This is a genomic window from Methanosarcina sp. MSH10X1 (assembly GCF_004099695.1).
GTDB lineage: Archaea > Halobacteriota > Methanosarcinia > Methanosarcinales > Methanosarcinaceae > Methanosarcina.
On the sequence record NZ_SCHL01000005.1, the window covers coordinates 186,589 to 205,447 of the forward strand.

The window sequence follows — 18,859 nt, forward strand, 5'->3', positions numbered from 1 at the left end:
ATGAGATGGGGGGTATTAGTTTGACTGATAGGGATAAAACAACAGTAAAATTGAAAGTTGCGGAAGCTGATCAACGGGATGTTGGAAAGGGCATTGTCCGGATAGACGAAAGCTTCCGGGAAAAACTGGGCCTCAAGCCCTTTGATGTTGTGGAGATCAAAGGGGGGAAATCGACTTCAGCCCTGATAGGGCGTCCGTATCCGAGTGATTCGGGGCTTGATATTATACGTATGGATGGGCTTATCCGCACCAATGCAAAAACCAGCATAGGAGAACATGTTGAGATTCGAAAAGCCGAGTGGAAAGAAGCAAAGAGTGTAACTCTCGCACCGGTATCCAAAGGTATGCAAATCTACGCTCCTAGTGAAACCCTTAAAGCCGTATTCATGAACCGGACGGTTTCAAAGGGCGACTTTATTTCAACTACGAGCTTAAGAAAATCGAGGGAAAGGGAGGCTTTGGGAAAAGGAGTAATGTTCGAAGATTTCTTCCAGGATTTTTTTGGCCAGGGTTTCGGGCCATCATTCGGGCTTGGAGAAATAAAACTGCAGGTAGTTTCTACCTCTCCGTCAGGAATAGTAAAGATTACAGACTTAACGCAGGTAGAGCTTCTGCCTGAAGCGACGGAAGTAACCCCTGAGCAGAATATTCCTTCTGTTATGTATGAAGACCTTGGTGGGGTTAAGGAAGCTATCGGCAAAGTCAGGGAAATGATAGAGCTGCCTTTGAAGCATCCGGAACTCTTTGACAGGCTCGGGATCGATGCCCCTAAAGGAGTATTGCTCCACGGCCCGCCCGGAACGGGCAAGACAATGCTTGCGAAGGCAGTTGCCAATGAATCTGATGCCTATTTCATTTCTATCAACGGCCCGGAAATTATGTCCAAATACTATGGGGAATCCGAAAGGGCTATCAGGGAAATCTTCGAGGATGCAGAGAATAATGCTCCTGCGATTATTTTCCTCGACGAAATTGATTCAATTGCTCCCAAGAGAGCCGAGGTAACCGGAGAAGTCGAAAGAAGGGTAGTCGCTCAACTTCTCTCCCTGATGGACGGACTTAAAGCTCGCAAGAATGTAATCGTTATAGGGTCAACCAACCGTCCTGAAGCCCTGGATGTAGCACTCCGCCGCCCGGGCAGGTTTGACCGGGAAATTGAACTAAGGGTCCCGGATACAGACGGAAGGCTGGAAATTTTCCAGATCCATACAAGGGGAATGCCTCTTGCAGACGATGTAAACCTTATGGATTTTGCTCAAATCACGTACGGGTTCGTAGGAGCTGACATCGCTGCCCTGTGCAGGGAAGCCGCTATGAGCTCTCTGAGACGGGTTCTGCCGAAAATTAATCTCAACGAACCTGAGATTCCGGCTGAGATCCTGGATTCCCTTCAGGTAATAAGGGAAGATTTCGAAAATGCTCTTAAGGACGTCCAGCCCTCGGCAATAAGGGAGATCCTCATCGAAGTGCCCACGGTCAGCTGGGATGATGTCGGAGGTCTGGAAGAAGTAAAAAGGCTACTGAAAGAGGTAGTGGAATGGCCCCTTAAGAGTCCGGAATCTTACAGGGATATAGGAGTTGAAGCCCCTAAGGGTGTCCTGCTATACGGACCTCCAGGTACGGGAAAGACGCTGCTTGCAAAGGCAATAGCCCATGAATCGGATGCGAACTTTATCACAGCCAAGGGAAGCGATCTGCTCTCCAAATGGTACGGGGAATCCGAAAAAAGGATTGCTGAGGTTTTCACACGGGCAAGGCAGGTAGCTCCCTCGATTATCTTTCTGGATGAACTTGACTCACTTGCTCCCATTCGTGGGGCTTCCACAGGGGAGCCTCAGGTTACGGCTAGAATTCTTAATCAATTGCTTTCCGAAATGGACGGACTTGAAGAACTCAGGGCTGTAGTAGTAATTGGCGCAACCAATCGCCCTGACGTCATCGATCCTGCGCTTATCCGGCCAGGGCGTTTTGATGAGCTGATTCTTGTTCCGATCCCTGATGAAGGAGCTCGCAGGGAAATTTTTAAAGTCCACACCGGGAAAATGGCACTTGCAGAAGATGTGGACATTGAGAAACTCGTTTCCATGACAGATCAATATACAGGTGCAGACATTGCAGCCTTGTGCAAGAAGGCTGGGAGGCTTGCCCTGCGTGAGGACCTTCACGCAAAAAGTGTCAGGCAGAGGCATTTCCTTAAAGCGATTGCAGAAACCGGTCCTTCAGTTACTCCGGATACGATGAAATATTACGAAGCTATAAAAGGCGAACTCAGGACAAGAAAATCAAAGGAGATCGAGAACCCCTCTTACATTTGATTAGAACGGGGTGAGAACGGAAGGATACGGTTTTATCTTTTCCTTCTTTTTTCCTTCTTATCTGTTAACTTATTTCTACCTGTATAACTATTAAGTTATTTTTTTCTTACCTCTTTATCAGCTTACTTTTTCGTTTATTTATAAATTTTTTCTTTTGCAATCTTATCTATTTTTTAAATATTGTTTTTGTATTCGCTAAGCTTTAAGGTTGACCGGTTTTCAAATTCTCTACTTTTTTACCGTTCTGTACTGTAAAGTCTCTCTGAAGACGATTATGTGGATTAAATATTCTTCTATATTTAAACTTTAAGAATTATGTTAACCAATGATATTAAATATCATAATTACTATCGGTAATATATATGCAGCTTCCAACACCCGAAGATCTTAAAAAAAAAAGGAATGAACTCGGGCTTACCCAGAGCGACCTGGCTAAGAGGGCAGGAGTTAGCCAGCCCCTTATAGCTCGTATTGAATCGGGAGATGTAGACCCCCGGCTTTCGACTGTCCGGAAAATTCTTGATGCTTTTGAGGAAGTTGAAAAGGAACAGCAGATTATTATAAGAGATCTGATGCATTCCCCTGTGATTCATGTTTCTCCGGATGATTCCGTGGAAGAAGTAGTAAACCTTATGCATGGTCATGGTTTCTCACAGGTTCCTGTGCTTGATAGGGACATACCGGTTGGAAGTGTTTCGGAAGATATGATAGTAAAATTAATGTCTGAAAGTAAGAAAAAATCAATTTCCCAGTTGAAAGTTTCTGAGATAATGGGGGAGTCCTTCCCTGCAGTATCACCAGGTATTTCAATTTCAGTCGTTTCACATATCCTGGAAGGAAATCCTGCTGTGCTGGTGGTAGAAAAAGGAACGGTTATTGGCGTCGTAACAAAACACGACGTTATGAAGCTCCTCCAGGGGCAGTGATAGGAATCCGTTCTTCTTGCAGGGCGGTATTCCGGAATACGCATGGAAAGCACATCAATTATATACTAGAATTCAATTAAACCTGAACTCTAAATGGAATTTAAAGCTCAACCTTTCCAAAATAACTTAATTTAATTAATCCTGTTAAAACTCTTCAGGATGATACTGCAGGGCCTTTCGGGCATACTGTGTAATGCTGATATAACTTTGAGTTACTTTAAACCTGCAGGATTATTAAATTACAGAATTAACACAAACCTGCTTAAACAAATAAAAAACAAAATCGATTAAATCTTTGAAAATGCGGAGCATAATACATATGGATCTGGAAGATACTCTTCTCATGATGCCTGGTCCCGTACCTGTTGCACCCAGAGTCCTTAGAGCAATGTCAAAACCGATGATCAACCACCGGAGTGCGGAATTTGCCGGAATTTATACCGATTGCAGGGAAATCCTTTCCAGCGTTTTCCAGACAAAGAACGATATCTTTTTGCTCAGTGGCTCGGGAACGGCAGGAATGGAAGCTGCTGTAGGATCTGTAGCCGGAAACGGGGACAAAATTATTGCAATAGAAAACGGTAAGTTCGGAGAGCGCTTCAAAGATATTGCAGCTCTTTACGCAGATGTCGTTCCTGCTGTATTCGAATGGGGTCTTCCGATTGACCTTGAAATTGTTAAGGAAAAACTCGAAGAAGGAGCCAAAGCCATCACACTCGTCCATAACGAGACGTCTGCAGGCATACTTAACCCGGCAGTAGAAATTGGCAAACTTGCCAAAAAGCATGATGCCCTTTTTATTATGGACGGCGTGACCTCCGTTGGGGGAGACAATGTTAGAGTCGATGAATGGGGAGTTGACATTGCAGTTGTAGGTTCACAGAAGTGCCTTGCAGCTCCTCCCGGACTTTCAGTCGTTTCTGTAAGTGAAAGAGCTTTTGAGGCTATGAAAGACGTAACAAAAAAACCCTACTACAACGATCTCCTGGCATATAAAAAGAGTGGGGACAAACCCAGGCCGGAAACACCTTATACTCCTGCAATTCCTCTCTTCTACGCACTTCAGGAAGCTCTGCATATCGTAAAAGAGGAAGGTATGGAGGCAAGAATCAAGAGGCACAGAATCCTTTCCGAAGCCGTAAGAGCGGCAACTGCCGCTCTTAACATTGAAATGTTCCCTCAGCTTAATGAATACAGCCACTACTCCAATACCATCTCTGCTATGAAAGCTCCTGCAGGCATTGATAGTGAGGATATAAAGAACGATATGAAGAAGCGAGGCGTAATTATTGCAGGTGGGCAGGAACGTCTTAAAAGCAAGATTTTCAGAATAGGATGCATGGGAAATGTCACCGCAAGGGACGTACTCTCAACCATCCAGCAACTGGAGATCGTACTGAACAAACGTGGTTACGTTGACAGCCTGGGAGCAGGTACAGAAGCTGCAACCAGGGTTATTGACAGAGCCTGAATGGGATAAAAAAATCATAGATTTACCAGCCTTTTCAGGAAAACCCGGAAAAAGATTTAATCTTGAAATTCCGATCGGATTCACATGCCCACAATAGGAATTGCAGATACAACATTCGCACGCTATAATATGGGGCGTGCGGCAATTGACGAGATACAGAAAAACGTATCTGTGAAAATAAAGAGAGTAACCGTGCCCGGGATAAAGGACCTTCCTGTCGCAGCCAAGAAACTTATCGAAGAAGAAAGGTGCGATATCGTTATGGCTCTCGGCATGCCCGGAGCCAAAGAACAGGATAAAATATGTGCTCATGAAGCTTCCCAGGGTCTTATTATGGCCCAGCTCATGACCAATACCCATATTATAGAGGTCTTTGTCCATGAAAACGAGGGAACGGATGAGAAGGAACTCGCTTTCCTTATGGATAGAAGAACCCGTGAGCACGCCATAAACGTAATAAAGCTGCTCTTCAAGCCTGACAAACTAATTCGAGAGGCCGGTACCGGTCAGAGACAGGGTTTTGAAGATGCGGGCCCATTGAAAATGTGAAGCATTTTAAGTAAAAACAAAGACTGGAGACCTTATTAGATGACTATCAGCCTAGGATTTGTTGTAGCTGAATTTAACAGGGATCTGACCTATCAGATGGAACTGCTAGGAAGAGAACACGCGGAGTTCCTGGGGGCAACAGTTAAAGAGACAATTCTTGTTCCTGGGGTCTTTGACATGCCCCTTGCAATCAAGAAGCTTTGCCAGAGGGACGACATCGATGCCGTGGTTACTGTAGGATCTGTAATTGAAGGTGAGACTGATCATGACCAGGTGGTTATGCAGCATGCTGCAAGAAAGATTATGGATCTTTCTCTTGAGTTTAATAAGCCTGTAACTCTCGGAATTCCTGGCCCGGGCATGACTCGCATGGCGGCTCATGAACGTGTGGACTATGCAAAGCGGGCAGTTGAAGCTGCGGTAAAGCTGGTGCGGCGGCTGTGAATTTCTATACTATCCTAAATAAGCTAGCAAAATGTAAAAAACCAGGACCATCCCTATGACATCCGCAAGGCTCAAGCGTGTAGAAGAATCCGCAACGATAAGGATCTCCAACATTGCAACCAGAATGATTAAAGAGGGTACAGACGTCATCAACTTCAGCCTTGGTGAACCTGATTTCAACACCCCGAAAAATATCTGCGATGCTGCGGCAAAGGCCATGTATGAGGGAAAAACCCACTATGCCCCTTCTGGAGGTATCCCGGAGCTAAGGGCAGCCATTGCCGAAAAACTGAGGACGGAAAACAATCTCGATGTAACCGAGACAGGCGTGCTTGTCACCCCGGGCGCAAAACAGGGAATTTTTGAGATAATGATGGGTGTCCTTGATGACGGGGACCAGGCTCTTCTGTTTGACCCGGCATGGGTAACTTATGACGCATGTATACGTTTTGCAGGGGCGGAAACGGTCTGGATTCCAACAGTGCCTGAAAAAGGTTTCATTCCTGACAATTTTCAAGATTATATAACTGACAAAACCAAGCTCATTGTTGTAAATAGTCCGGGAAACCCAACAGGTGGGGTCTTTGGAAAGAAGACTTTACAATGCATTGCCGACCTTGCAATTGACCATGACCTTACAGTGGTCTCTGATGAAATTTATGAGAAAATCATCTATGACAGAGAGCACATCAGTATTGGCAGCTTTGATGGGATGCAGGAGAGAACCATCACCGTAAACGGCTTTTCCAAGGCATATGCCATGACAGGCTGGAGACTTGGCTACCTGACTGCTCCTCCTGAGATTCTAAAACTTCTACTTAAAATCCAGTCTCATTCAGTGAGCAGTGCAACCACATTTGTTCAATATGGTGGGCTAGAGGCTCTTCAGGGCCCTCAGGATAGCGTTAAAGCAATGGTTGATCGTTTCAAAGTAAGGCGCGATGTCCTTATCGACGGCCTTAACAAAATGGGACTTGAATGCAAAAAGCCTGAGGGAGCTTTCTATGCTTTTGCTAATGTCAGCGAGTATGGAAATGGGACTGAGGTTGCAGAAAGACTTTTGAAAGAAGCTCAGGTGGCAGTTACGCCTGGAATCGCTTTTGGTTCATCTGGCGAAGACTTCATCAGGGTCTCATACGCAACGTCAATTGATAGAATCAGGGAAGCCCTTGAGAGACTTGAAACGGTATTTTCATAAATTGAATACAGTAACTTTTCTCCTTTCAAAGGAGAGAGTAAAGATTAACAGGTATTGATTGAACCGGGCTTAATGGTAAGGGCAGTTTACCCATACCTTTTAAGCACCTCTTTTATGATTGCACCTGTACTGCAGAGTGGACATTCCTTCGAAAGTGGGATCCTTACCACATTTGCGGGAAGTCCTCTTTTAGTAAGTTCTTTTTCCAGAAGCTTGCTGTCAAAGCGCTGGTCATAACCCAGGGCGATGGTATCCGGCCTGATTTGTTTCAGGGGTTCAAACATATCTTTTTCGCTGCCAAGAAGCGCCTTATCAACCATCCCGAGTGCATTTACCATCTCCAGCCGCTGCTCCTCGGGTACGATCGGTTTTGGCTTGTGAGTTACGTTCGAATCTCTCGCAACAATAACGAAAAGCTCATCTCCCAGAGCTCTTGCCTGGGTCAGAAAATAAACATGTCCGGGGTGAAGAAGGTCAAAAGTCCCGGTAGCAAGTATACGCGTCAACGGATCACCTGGCCTCGGGTATATCCTGTAAGCATAAGAAACTAACTGAAAATAATCCTGCCTGGAACCAGGAATGAAGTTCAGATTATTCAAACTGTATACTGTTGAACTATTATGATCTATTTATAGCCGGCTTATTTAATGAGAGAATTTCAAATTCTCGCAAGTAATATATATGGCTCGTAAATATGATTATTGTTTATCAAACTCAGAACATAAAATTGGAAATCTGAAGAAAATCAAATTCAGATACAGCTTTTTGCTTTTTCTGGCAGAGCTGTTACCCTCTGGATTATCACAAGTAATATATAATTCTAATAAATATTACTATCTAGATAAATTTATAAGAAGAGGAGACCCCCAATGATTAAAAAATCGATTCATGAGATTAATAGAAAAATTGAAGATGGAAGCGTCAATGTTGTGACAGCCGAGGAAATGGTCACAATTGTTGAGGAACTTGGCGCGGAAGGGGCTGCAAGGGAAGTGGATGTAGTTACCACAGGCACATTCGGAGCTATGTGTTCATCCGGTTTAATGCTCAACCTCGGGCATTCCGAGCCCCCTATTAAAATTCAGAAACTCTGGTTTAACAATGTAGAAGCATATAGCGGATTAGCAGCCGTAGATGCTTACCTGGGTGCCGCCCAGATATCTGAAACACGGGGAATCCAGTATGGAGGAGCTCAAGTTATTGAAGATCTCCTCAGGGGCAAAGAGATCAATGTCCATGCGACTTCTTATGGAACAGACTGTTATCCAAGGAAAGTGCTTGATACGACAATTAACATTGAAGACCTTAACGAAGCTGTTCTTATAAACCCCAGGAATGCCTACCAGAAATATGGAGCAGCAACTAACAGTTCCAAAAGGATTCTGAACACTTACATGGGCGAGCTCCTGCCAAATTTCGGAAATGTAACCTATTCCGGGGCAGGCGTACTTTCTCCTCTTTCAAACGATCCGAACTATGAGACTATAGGCATGGGAACAAGAATTTTCATAGGGGGAGCCCAGGGTTATGTTATAGGCAGCGGGACTCAACATTCTCCCTCTTCAGGTTTCGGGACTCTCATGCTTAAAGGTAACCTGAAGGAGATGAGCCCTGATTATTTGAGGGCTGCCTCCTTTGCAGGATACGGAACTACCCTCTATATGGGTATCGGAATCCCTATTCCTATCCTCAATGAAAAACTTGCTGCCGCAACTGCAGTACGTGATGAAGATATCACAACCAGCATTCAGGATTATGCTGTGGGAAGCCGGGACAAGCCGGTTATCAAAGAGGTAAATTATGCCGAACTCAGGTCAGGCTCGGTGCATATTAATGATAAAGATGTGCCTACTTCTTCCCTTTCCAGTTTCAAGAATGCGAGAAAAATTGCAAATGAGCTAAAAGAGTGGGTTAAGCACGGAAAATTCTTTGTCAGCATGCCTGTGGAAAGCTTGTCCGCTAAAGGGTTTGCCAGACCTATGAAGCAGACTCATGCCGTACCTCTCGTAAAAGATGTGATGTCCAGCTTTTTTGTGACAATCAAAAAAGATCAAACGGTTCAGGACGCGGCTAAGAAGATCTGGGAAAATTCTTTTAACCACCTGGCTGTGATTTCTGATACTGGCGAACTGGTCGGGATCCTGACTGCCTGGGATATTTCCAAGGCTGTTGCAGAGAATTGTTTTGATTCGGTGGAAAGCGTTATGACGAGAAAGGTCCTTACCTGCGCTCCGAACGAACCTGTGGATCTTGCGGCCAGGCGGTTGGACCGGTATGGGGTGTCTGCAATGCCGGTGATCGATACCCAGAGGCGGGTCCTCGGAATAATAACAAGCGATAACATAAGCAAGCTCCTTGCAAGGAGGTACTGAGCATGAAAATCAAGATCACTATTCCCACCGAAAGAATCCATAACCCTATAATTTCCGAATCCATAGTCGAAACCGGAATCCTGATCAATATAATGGTTGCAAATATCGACTCAACCTACGGGGAATTAATTGCGGACGTGAGTGATTTCAGATTCGATAAAATTAAAAGAGCCCTGGAATCCAGAGGGGCGATAGTTTCCATTCTGGACCGGCCCATTCACAGGGATGAAGAAGAATGTATCGAGTGCGGAGCCTGTATCTCAGTCTGCCCAATGAATGTATATTCCTTTGACGGTTCCTGGAGTATTCTGGTAGATGAAAAGAAATGTATCCAGTGCGGCGTATGTATCAAAATGTGCCCGCATGGCGCTTTGAAACTGGGAGAATAAAGAGAGATGAGATAAGCTACAACGTTTATTTTATATGTATAGATTATCAAATCCCTTTTCTATTTTTCAGAAAGAGAAAAAAGATTCATTTGACAGGAATTTTATGTTCAAGTCAGTTAAAGGCAAAATCAATAATGTAAACAATTTTTAATTCTTCTTCTAAATTTTCAGTTTTATTTCGTGTTTATGCCAGTTTTTAGTAATTCTGCTCCAAAATCCAGTAATTTACATGGCTTGTACGAAATCTAGAAGTTACTGAATTTCAGAGCGGAGTTTTTTTCAGTTAAACTGCGTAAGTCCTTTTAACAACAGGCATAGATAAGAAATGAATTTTCTCGTTATTCTCCCAGCTTACTATTATCTACGTCCTCTGAATTCGACTCACTATCACCAGTGTCCCCTGAATTATCCACATTATTTATTGTACTGCTCGAATTATCCACATTATTTATTGTACTGCCCGAATTGTCTCCATTATTTACTGTATTATCTGAATTATCTCCATTATTTATTGTACTACCCGAACTATCTCCATTATTTATTGTACTACCCGAACTATCCCCATTATTTATTGTACTACCCGAACTATCCCCATTATTTATTGTATTATCTGAATTATCTCCATTGTTTATCGTATTACCTGAGTTTTGCCCTATATTAACTGTATTGCCTGAAACATCTCCGTTATTCACCGTATTGTCCGAGTTATCTCCAATGTTAATGGTACTACCTGAATTATCTCCATTATTTACCGTATTTCCGGAGTTCTGACCGGTATTAGCCGTATTACCTGACTCTCCGATGTTAATTGTGTTACCGGAATTTTGCCCATTATTCACGGTGTTTCCCGACTCTCCGGCGTTAATGGTATTTCCTGAATTCTGTCCGGCATTAATATTATTGCCCGAGTTCTGTCCCACATTAACAGTATTCCCCGACCCTCCGGTATTAACTGTATTTCCCGAATTCTGTCCCGCATTAACAGTATTCCCCGACCCTCCGGTATTAACTGTATTTCCCGAATTCTGCCCTGTATTAACTGTGTTGCCTGAGTTCTGTCCACTATTTACTGTATTGCCTGAACTTTGCCCTGTGTTAATCGTGCTACCCGAGTTATGCCCGTTATTAACTGTATTGCCTGAGTTATACCCGGTATTATCTGTATTTCCAGAATTCTGTCCGGTATTAACCGTGCTGCCAGCGTTCTGTCCTAGGTTAATAGTGGCTCCTGCATACTGCCCTATGTTAAATGTACTCCCCGCATACTGCCCTATATTAAATGTGCTCCCTGGATTCGTTCCGTTATTGAATGTACTTCCAGGGTTTGACCCATTGTTGAACGTATATTCTGTACTTGACCCATTATTGAACGTGCTTCCTGGATTCGTCCCGTTGTTGAATGTGCTTCCCGCGTTCGTTCCGTTATTGAATGTGTACTCTCCATTTGACCCATTGTTTGAGTTGCTCTCTGAGTTTGATTCATTACCGGGCGTGTTGCCTGAGTTCTGCCCGCTACTTGCAGTATTCCTGGTACTCTTCCTAATGTTCACAGAGTTTCTCGGGTTCAAGCTATTTTTAGAAACGTTTTCTGAGTTTAAGCCGTTGTTGACATTATTATCGAGATTTAGCGCATTATTGAAGGTTACATTATTAAAAGTTACATTGTTAAAGATGTTCTCTGAACTAGGACCATTGTTAAAGGTTACATTGTTAAATATGACATTGTTAAAGGTGTTCGCCTGGTCTTCACCTGCATTGGGTATAGTTTCGGTTTCCTGTTCCGAATAACTGTCATTCCATATGTTACTGCTGTTTCCCGTATCGCTATCGGCTGCTGCAACGGTCACCAGTGCTACAAAAAAGATTGAAATTAGAAGGTATCGTATCCTCTTTATTATATCAAATGTCTGTTTCCCCATTTATCCATACTCTCCAAATTTTACTTAATTCAATATACCCTTAAATAGTCGTATTTCAGATTATGCCCTGTAAGTAGCGCAAGATCCTTTATTATTCCATACAAATAGATAATCAAACAAATCTATAAAAAGAAACGTTATAATATATTTAAAAAATTCTGTAAATAAAAAGTTATCTAGGGCTTAAATTAATATTACTATAGTTTTAATATTCATAATAGGGTAACACAAATTGATTCTTTCTGTTTAATCCTCATTTATTAAGGATTAAAGATTAATTTTTATATCAAAATCCGGCTGGGATTTAAATTCCAGGATTATTTATTTATGTAACAAGTTGTGAAAAAAGAATCAGATATGTTTATATTCCTGAACCTTTTGGACCAGAATATAAGGATACAGAACCAATACAGAATCCACATAAACTGTAAGAAGTTACAATATTAGTAATTAAGATCACCAGAAGCTTATAAAACAGGAAGATTATAGCTTTCCAACCTGAGATATAAATCTTTTTACGATATCTCTATTCAAATTTTTGATACTTTTTTTTGCTCAATTTTCTAGCTTATTCTTTGAATCTTTAGCATCTAGTTTTAACAGCTTAGTGAGCTTGAAGAATAGTCAAGGTTTCGTTATGGATACTGATTTCTATCTTGAAACTCTAATTATTTATACATAGAAACAAATAATTATAAAGTATAATTAAAAAAACATTCAGTAAAAGAGGTACTATACTAACTAAATTAAACAGTTTTCAGATAAATTCTAAAAATCCTGTGCGGGTCGATGTCCCTATTTTTTCTATTTTGGGGGCGAAGTAATCCGAATTTCACTTTCTCAAAAAGGCACTGAAATTATAAAATAACCCTTACAGTTTTAAAAATAGGAGTAATTTATGAAGATCCTTGTACTCTATTCAGGCGAACTTGGAAGAAAAGTTATCCAGAACCTGATCAACCCTGGGAATTTCTGCGTGTCCTGCGGAGAACTCTGCAACCACTGCAGGCAGGTCAGAAAGTCATATGCGAACCTGATCGTAGGCATTCATGAATTTCCAGAAGACCTGCCCACATTTATAGAAGAGCCCGATCAGTACATGCCTCAAAAGCTTCCGGAATGTGATCTTATACTTGCCATTGGCATCCATCCCGACCTGCTTATGGCCCTTCCGGGCGTTGTGAAGAAGACAAAGGCAAAAGCTGTAATTGCGCCTGCTGAAGATTCAAAGAAAACTCCTGCAGGTGTCCTTGAGCAGCTCAGAAAAGAGCTTGAAGCCATTGGAGTTGAGTTTGAGGGACCAAGACCTTTCTGTGCGCTTGAGAAAACCGGAAAACCCGTTATAGATGCATTCGTTGACCTTGGTTTCGGAAGACCTGTGCTCAGGATCGAGATGAGTCCAGACGGGAAGATGTTCATAGGCGCAGGCGTTCTCAGGGATGCTCCCTGTGGTTCCACCTGGTTTGTGGCAAAGAAACTCGGCTGGACTGACATTTCAGACTATAAAGAAACCATCTCAGGAGCCCACCACTCCTATCCCTGCATTGCGAGTATGGACAAAGACCCCCAGTTGGGGGACACTATTCTTCACAAGGCGGGATATACTATAAGGGAAGCCGCAGAAGATGCAATGGAATGTGAAAAAAGAGAAAAATCAAGAATCTCGGTATCAAGCGGTAACGAGGCTTCAAGCTCCGGCCTCTAAACTCCTGATTTCGTTTTCAAAGAAAAATTCCACAAAGGTGTTATTTTCAGGCTTGTGCCTGGAAATAAACCTCCTCATAAGGCTGCACTACTACAAATCCCTCTCCTTTGAAAGCCATCTGGACTGACTCTCCGCTGCTTCTTCCAACCAGGGTTTTCAGGGAAATATCAGTTTTTATCTCAGGTTCCAGATTTCCTGACCAGGCAACTGTAGCATTGGGATCGGTAAAGACCGGGTGACCTGCGCTTACTCTGAGAGTTAGCGGGTCCTGATGGGTTGTAATGGCAACCATGCCGGTTCCTTCCAGTTTTATGTTGAAAAGCCCTCCTGTCATCATTCCTGCAACTCTTTTCAACAGTTTTATATCCCATTTTAGCGAGGTCTCAAAGGCAAGGAGATCGTTGCCATTTATGAAAATTGAGTCGTTTTCAAGTTTCAGGACTGAGACTTTTTTTCCTTTGTCGGCTAGGTAAAGTTTTCCTTTACCTTCGGCTTTTGTTAGGCTGGCGCCCTCTCCGGTAAGTGATTTTTTCACAAGTGTACCTATCCCATGTTCGAAAAGTCCTTCCCGTGTAAACACTATATCCCCTGTGTACGCAACCATCGAACCTCTTTTTGTCCAGACCATTCCTTCAAGGTTAACTTCAAGCAAGCGTTCACGCTCTAACTCAAAAATTCCCTGGTTCAGATCCTTTTCTCCTGTGCTTTGAATAAAATCCTCTATCGAATATCGTCCCAATTTCTCTCCTCTTTTTATCTTTTAATTCCTTATCTCTTTTTACGCTATAATTCATTTATATTTTTTAAGAGTCCAATTGTTTATACAGGAATATAAACTATTTGTAAATTTCAAAGGTCTTATCGAATTGAAAACCGGGGTTCTCAGAGTTTCTATGGCTTGAAAACAGGATAGATGACAGCTTTAATATCCGGTTTTTGTGCTCATTTTTCCAGCAGGTTCATATCTATTGGGTCAAATATATAATACCAATTATATGTTAATTGGTAACCGGTACCATTTTTACGTTATCTGTTAGCGCCGGCGACTATGTAAGGGTTAAAAGCAAGCCAGGAGGGTTTCGGTATGAATCGGACCGACCAGACCATTAACTTACTCGAACCAGCAACCAGAGCATTTGTAGAAAATGTAAACAAGCAGGGTGGAACACCAATCTATGAGCTTTCCCCGAAAGACGCCCGTAAAGTCCTTTCAAATTTGCAGAAGGGTGAGGTAGCAAAATTACCCGCAGACATTGAAGACCTTGACATTCCAGCCGGTCCTAACGGACAGGTTTCGATCAGAATAGTCAGGCCAGAAGGAAATAGAGAGATCCTGCCTGCTGTGATGTATTTTCATGGCGGCGGCTGGGTGCTCGGGGACAAAAATACACATGACCGATTAATCCGGGAAATTGCCGTCGGAGCCAGTGTTGCGGTTGTATTCGTCAATTTCACGCCATCTCCGGAAGCGCAGTATCCTGTACCGATTGAAGAGGCATATGCAGCGACAAAATACTTTGCAGAGAATGGGAAAGATCATAACCTGGACAGCTCAAAGTTAATTCTGGCTGGAGACAGCGTAGGCGCAAACATGGCAGCTGCTGTCCTCCTGCTGGCAAAGGAGAGAGGAGGCCCGAAAATTGCCTATCAGGTAATGTTCTATCCTGTTACGGATGCGAACTTCGATACCCCTTCATATCAGCAGTTTGCAACCGGGATCTGGCTAACCCGTGAAGCCATGAAGTGGTTCTGGGATAACTATTTGCCTGACGAGGAAACACGTAAGCAGCCGACAGCATCCCCGTTGCAGGCTTCGGTGGAGCAACTCAAGGGACAGCCACCGGCTCTTATAATTACTGACGAGAATGATGTTCTTCGCGATGAGGGTGAAGCTTATGCCCATAAACTGATGCAGGCAGGCGTCAATGTTACAGCCGTTCGATACCTGGGAACTATACACGATTTCGTGATGCTGAACCCACTCGCGGGTACACCTGCTACTTGCAGTGCAGTCGGCATGGTCAATGAAACCCTTAAGAGCATTTTTGGCAGATCGTGATAAAGCAGCGGTTTGGTTAATTTATTCTTAATTTATTTTTATTTATTCTTAATTTATTTTTAATTCATTTTTATTTACTTTTAATTATTTTTTACCCCAGAGAGTATTTATGATTTCTCTGCCGATATTATCGGTTACCCACAGTTATTCCTCGGATTTAAAAATTATTAACTGCTGCATTTTTGTCATTTGCCGCGTCTTTAAAGATCTATTGTTTTGTCATGCAATTCTATATACCATGAGATTAATCGCGCCTTTATGTCCAAATATTTGTGAATATTACTACTTCTGGTTGATCCTTTATCAGGTTAGATTGTGCCAGAGAGCCTGAGCATGAGAGTCTGAGCATCAAAGTTTAGCATCAATAGTTTGAGCATCAATAGTTTGAGCATATCACAGTCCAGTCATATGCAATCCAGACACATGATACATGCGGTAAATGCTTGAGTCAGTTATACAGGGCATACGTATATATCAGGTATGTGGGACAATTGTACAATATGCAATCTCATTCTCAGTTTTAATTTAAGAGGTAAAGCATGAAACCGAAAATTGATTCTACCAGTTTTGGTTCGATTACCGTAGATGGAAATACCTATGAATATGATATACTCATTCGCCTCAATGGGATGGTTGAAAAAAGAGAGAAAAAACTGTCAAAGGAATTGTACGGAACCTCTCACAAGATCTCGCTTGAGGAAGCAAAGTACATCTATGAGGAAGGAACAGAAAAAATCATTATAGGGACCGGACAGACAGGTTTTGTGAAGCTTTCGGAGGAAGCTGAAGATTTTTTCAGGAGAAAGAAATGCGGCGTGGAACTTTTTCCAACTCCCTGGGCAATTGAGCGCTGGAACGGACTTGAAGGCAGAGTTACTGCAATGTTCCATATAACTTGCTAATTACTGGATGAATGGGTAGTCAGGTAGAGTCAGGTTAGCACCTGGTAGGTCAGCCCTGTCAATATAGCTCCTCCATGTCGTGCCTTTCTACCTGTGCCGTTATATCTTTTTCTATTGCACATTTACCGCTTTCTCCCCGTTTAATTTCTTTCGGTTTAGTTTCTTTTATATTTATATCCATCTGGGGGAACGGAATTTCAATTCCCTCTCTGTTATATGCCTCAAATATGCCGGCGGTAAGACTATTCTTTACAGCTAGAAAGTCCCCGGTCTTTGACCACGCTCTTAGCTGCAAATTTATCGAGGAATTAGCAAGTTCGGTAGTTACTACTGCAGGCTCGGGGTCCTGGAGAACAAGAGGGTGTTTTTTCATAAGATTGAGTGCTATTTCTATGGCCTTTTCAATGGCTGAGGAGTAACTTATTCCTACATCTACAGAAACTCTTCTCGTGGGCATCCGAGTCATATTAACAATGGAATTTCCCCAGACAAGCTTGTTAGGGATTGTTATGAGCTGATTGTCAGGGGTCAGGAGCTCGGTCGACATAATCCCTACGGCCCTTACTTTTCCAGTCTGTCCGTTTACGGTCACAGTCTCTCCCATGTCGATAGGCCTGATTGCTGCAACACATACTCCAGCAGTCAGGTTCGTGAAGGTGTCCTGCATGCCCAGGCCGAGAACCAGGCCTATTACTGCAGAAATTCCTACTATATAACTATCAACGTCGAAATTCAGGCTCTTCAAGAAAGCAAGAATAACAATCGCATAAAGGAGGACAGTTAATAAATGGGTGAGAAACTGGACGGTAAGGTCCGGAATCTTTGTTTTCCGTATTCCATTTCTGAAAATACGAATAAGATATTTTGATAAAAAGAATCCCACGATAAGCACTATAATTGCGAAAATCAGCCTTGATACCGTTATCCCGGTATACGGAATTATCTGTTCCATTATCACATAGCTCATTTTTATCCTCTTCGCTTCTTATCTCTGTGCGGAAAAGTTCAAAAACGATTCTTATGCCGCTGTCCAGTCGATCCTGTAAAGAGTAGGACTTATAAAGAGTAAACTTATAAAGTAAGGTTCAGGATTATACTGATAGGATTTACTGTCTGTATAAAATACATTTAGTTTCTTTTATAAGTATCTTTAGAACTAACTCTCTTTCATCTGCCTTTGTAATCCGGAAAGTCTTTTACGGAGTAAATCTTTTCATAGAAGGAGTTTTAAAAATATACATGATTACAGAAATAATTCCAGATGATTTAAATAATGCAATTAATTTTATCAAATTCAGGAAAGGTCAAGATTGAAGTGGATTAAGAAACTCTTCGGAAAAAGAGAAGATTCCAGTGAGGAGACCGGTCTCAAGGAAATCAATTTTGAAGATCTGCCTGCATGGCTGGATGCCAGGTCTCAAAAGATATCTTCCCGAGTAGAAAAGGACATGTCCGGCCTTTTGAGTGAATTTGAGGCCTCGCTTTCGGAACTCGAGGAAAGTAACTCAAAGCTTGCGGAAGCCAGAGTTGAGGGAGACTTTGATATCAGGGCTGTGAAGCGAGCGAAAAGTAACAGGGAAAATGTGACAAAACAGGTCACACTGTTGATAGATAAAATCAGGGTACAGGAAAACAGGGATTTCAGGGCTCTCGAAAACTTCTATGGAGCAGCTACGCAGAGTCTTGAGTCCTGCCTGGAGCATATGAACCGAAGTTTCAGGTATACCAGAGTCGTTTTTCCTGAAGAATCAAAAGAAGTTAGTGAAAGTCTTGCCAGTCTGGGTGGAGTTTTTAAAGCGCTAAGGGAGGTAATTCTGGTAAATAAAAAGGAAATGGACTACCTGGAAACAGCTAGGTCGGATATTAAAGAAATAAACGAGCTCTCAGCTTCAATAGCAGACGAAGAGCTGGAAATGGAATCCAGAATCCGAAGAGTCCAGACTTTGAGAACTGAAGCTTCCGAAGCCGGCAAGGCTCTCGAGGATTTCAGAAAAGGAGCTGCCTGGCAGAGTCTACAGAACCTGCAGGCAGAATTTTCTGCGGCAAGGGAGAAACTCAGGAAAGCCGAGGCAGGCTTGAGTTCTCTTATCCTTCCACTATCTGGCCATCTCTCAAGGATTAAAAAACTTCATGAAAGCAGCAGGTATACCCTGAAGCCGGAAGTAAAGAATCAGCTTGATATTTGCCTTGAAAACCCCGTAAAAGTCGATCCCTCTTTTTTCCCGGAGCTTCAAAAGATACTTGAGGATAACGCTCTGGATATGCAGGCTCAGAAAAAAGAAAAAGCCCTCTTGCAGGTAAAAACTGCAATTTCAGCTTTTCCCGAACGAAAAAAGGAGTATCTTGAAGCTTTACAGGAATTTGAGGCGAAAAAAGCGGAAATCGAAAGTTCAGACACTGGAAAACTGGCCGAACTCGAACATAAGGAAGCAGAACTTCTGAGCAGAGCCCACTTGCTTGAAGAAGACGTTGAAGATTCCGAAAAGAAGCTTGCCGCTTTAAAGGAAGAATTTGAACACAGAAAGGAAAAGCTTCTTACCGATATCAATTTAATCGACAGCAATGTAAAAATAAACTTCCAGTAAGCCTTTTACAAAAATGGCTTGACCG

16 protein-coding genes are annotated in these 18,859 nt (G+C 42.6%); 12 read left to right on the top strand and 4 right to left on the bottom strand.

The genetic code is table 11. The annotated features are described in order from the left end of the window. Positions 1 to 20 precede the first annotated feature (20 nt). The 6 genes from EQO05_RS06395 to EQO05_RS06420 all read left to right on the top strand — a co-directional run bounded on the left by EQO05_RS06395 (position 21) and on the right by EQO05_RS06420 (position 6,903). On the top strand, positions 21 to 2,315 hold the full coding sequence (locus tag EQO05_RS06395; protein ID WP_128504829.1) for a CDC48 family AAA ATPase: 2,295 nt from the start codon (positions 21 to 23) through the stop codon (positions 2,313 to 2,315). A gap of 362 nt (positions 2,316 to 2,677) precedes the next feature. Beyond that, on the top strand, positions 2,678 to 3,241 hold the full coding sequence (locus EQO05_RS06400; RefSeq protein WP_128504831.1) for a CBS domain-containing protein: 564 nt from the start codon (positions 2,678 to 2,680) through the stop codon (positions 3,239 to 3,241). A 319-nt stretch (positions 3,242 to 3,560) separates the two neighbouring features. Then, on the top strand, positions 3,561 to 4,712 hold the full coding sequence (locus tag EQO05_RS06405) for an alanine--glyoxylate aminotransferase family protein (RefSeq protein WP_128504833.1): 1,152 nt from the start codon (positions 3,561 to 3,563) through the stop codon (positions 4,710 to 4,712). A gap of 84 nt (positions 4,713 to 4,796) precedes the next feature. Further along, a complete protein-coding gene (gene ribC, locus EQO05_RS06410) occupies positions 4,797 to 5,261 on the top strand; it encodes a riboflavin synthase (protein WP_128504835.1) in 465 nt (154 codons plus the stop codon). 39 nt (positions 5,262 to 5,300) lie between these two features. Beyond that, entirely contained in the window at positions 5,301 to 5,705 is a 405-nt protein-coding gene (ribH, locus tag EQO05_RS06415; protein WP_128504836.1) for a 6,7-dimethyl-8-ribityllumazine synthase, read from the top strand. A gap of 55 nt (positions 5,706 to 5,760) precedes the next feature. Continuing rightward, complete coding sequence (locus tag EQO05_RS06420; RefSeq protein WP_128504838.1) at positions 5,761 to 6,903, top strand: pyridoxal phosphate-dependent aminotransferase; 1,143 nt, start codon at positions 5,761 to 5,763, stop codon at positions 6,901 to 6,903. An 86-nt stretch (positions 6,904 to 6,989) separates the two neighbouring features. On the opposite strand, the gene EQO05_RS06425 is transcribed toward EQO05_RS06420, so the two are convergent. Then, positions 6,990 to 7,433 carry an adenylyltransferase/cytidyltransferase family protein gene (locus EQO05_RS06425; protein WP_128504956.1) on the bottom strand — a complete coding sequence of 148 codons (444 nt, stop codon included), beginning with the start codon at positions 7,431 to 7,433 and terminating at the stop codon, positions 6,990 to 6,992. 339 nt (positions 7,434 to 7,772) lie between these two features. Here EQO05_RS06425 and EQO05_RS06430 point away from each other — a divergent pair, with 339 nt between their 5' ends. Continuing rightward, entirely contained in the window at positions 7,773 to 9,275 is a 1,503-nt protein-coding gene (locus EQO05_RS06430) for an L-aspartate semialdehyde sulfurtransferase (protein ID WP_128504840.1), read from the top strand. A 2-nt stretch (positions 9,276 to 9,277) separates the two neighbouring features. Continuing rightward, entirely contained in the window at positions 9,278 to 9,664 is a 387-nt protein-coding gene (locus tag EQO05_RS06435; protein WP_128504842.1) for a 4Fe-4S binding protein, read from the top strand. A gap of 338 nt (positions 9,665 to 10,002) precedes the next feature. On the opposite strand, the gene EQO05_RS06440 is transcribed toward EQO05_RS06435, so the two are convergent. Continuing rightward, the gene (locus EQO05_RS06440) at positions 10,003 to 11,583 is read right to left on the bottom strand and encodes an S-layer family protein (protein WP_128504844.1); all 1,581 of its coding nucleotides are present in this window, start codon (positions 11,581 to 11,583) and stop codon (positions 10,003 to 10,005) included. Positions 11,584 to 12,481: 898 nt separating this feature from the next. On the opposite strand from EQO05_RS06440, the gene EQO05_RS06445 reads away from it, so the two are divergent. Further along, the gene (locus EQO05_RS06445) at positions 12,482 to 13,288 is read left to right on the top strand and encodes a DUF166 domain-containing protein (protein ID WP_128504845.1); all 807 of its coding nucleotides are present in this window, start codon (positions 12,482 to 12,484) and stop codon (positions 13,286 to 13,288) included. A gap of 46 nt (positions 13,289 to 13,334) precedes the next feature. Here the strand turns inward: EQO05_RS06445 and EQO05_RS06450 are convergent, their stop codons facing one another. Next, entirely contained in the window at positions 13,335 to 14,027 is a 693-nt protein-coding gene (locus EQO05_RS06450; protein WP_128504847.1) for an AIM24 family protein, read from the bottom strand. Positions 14,028 to 14,372: 345 nt separating this feature from the next. Here EQO05_RS06450 and EQO05_RS06455 point away from each other — a divergent pair, with 345 nt between their 5' ends. Together EQO05_RS06455 and EQO05_RS06460 are read left to right on the top strand one after the other, a co-directional pair. Beyond that, positions 14,373 to 15,347, top strand: a complete 975-nt coding sequence (locus EQO05_RS06455; protein ID WP_128504849.1) for an alpha/beta hydrolase — start codon at positions 14,373 to 14,375, stop codon at positions 15,345 to 15,347. A 539-nt stretch (positions 15,348 to 15,886) separates the two neighbouring features. Beyond that, entirely contained in the window at positions 15,887 to 16,249 is a 363-nt protein-coding gene (locus tag EQO05_RS06460; RefSeq protein WP_128504851.1) for an Mth938-like domain-containing protein, read from the top strand. A gap of 58 nt (positions 16,250 to 16,307) precedes the next feature. On the opposite strand, the gene EQO05_RS06465 is transcribed toward EQO05_RS06460, so the two are convergent. Further along, complete coding sequence (locus EQO05_RS06465; RefSeq protein WP_128504853.1) at positions 16,308 to 17,216, bottom strand: mechanosensitive ion channel family protein; 909 nt, start codon at positions 17,214 to 17,216, stop codon at positions 16,308 to 16,310. Positions 17,217 to 17,559: 343 nt separating this feature from the next. On the opposite strand from EQO05_RS06465, the gene EQO05_RS06470 reads away from it, so the two are divergent. Beyond that, positions 17,560 to 18,834, top strand: coding sequence for a cell surface protein (locus EQO05_RS06470; RefSeq protein WP_128504854.1), 1,275 nt, complete (start codon positions 17,560 to 17,562; stop codon positions 18,832 to 18,834). The last annotated feature ends 25 nt before the right edge of the window (positions 18,835 to 18,859 follow it).

Excerpts from the sequence above, each read along its gene's own strand:
- EQO05_RS06400 (WP_128504831.1), top strand. The coding sequence starts at position 2,678 with ATGCAGCTTCCAACACCCGAAGATCTTAAAAAAAAAAGGAATGAACTC.
- EQO05_RS06405 (WP_128504833.1), top strand. The coding sequence starts at position 3,561 with ATGGATCTGGAAGATACTCTTCTCATGATGCCTGGTCCCGTACCTGTT.
- ribC (WP_128504835.1), top strand. The coding sequence starts at position 4,797 with ATGCCCACAATAGGAATTGCAGATACAACATTCGCACGCTATAATATG.
- ribH (WP_128504836.1), top strand. The coding sequence starts at position 5,301 with ATGACTATCAGCCTAGGATTTGTTGTAGCTGAATTTAACAGGGATCTG.
- EQO05_RS06420 (WP_128504838.1), top strand. The coding sequence starts at position 5,761 with ATGACATCCGCAAGGCTCAAGCGTGTAGAAGAATCCGCAACGATAAGG.
- EQO05_RS06430 (WP_128504840.1), top strand. The coding sequence starts at position 7,773 with ATGATTAAAAAATCGATTCATGAGATTAATAGAAAAATTGAAGATGGA.
- EQO05_RS06435 (WP_128504842.1), top strand. The coding sequence starts at position 9,278 with ATGAAAATCAAGATCACTATTCCCACCGAAAGAATCCATAACCCTATA.
- EQO05_RS06440 (WP_128504844.1), bottom strand. The coding sequence starts at position 11,583 with ATGGGGAAACAGACATTTGATATAATAAAGAGGATACGATACCTTCTA.
- EQO05_RS06445 (WP_128504845.1), top strand. The coding sequence starts at position 12,482 with ATGAAGATCCTTGTACTCTATTCAGGCGAACTTGGAAGAAAAGTTATC.
- EQO05_RS06455 (WP_128504849.1), top strand. The coding sequence starts at position 14,373 with ATGAATCGGACCGACCAGACCATTAACTTACTCGAACCAGCAACCAGA.
- EQO05_RS06460 (WP_128504851.1), top strand. The coding sequence starts at position 15,887 with ATGAAACCGAAAATTGATTCTACCAGTTTTGGTTCGATTACCGTAGAT.
- EQO05_RS06465 (WP_128504853.1), bottom strand. The coding sequence starts at position 17,216 with ATGAGCTATGTGATAATGGAACAGATAATTCCGTATACCGGGATAACG.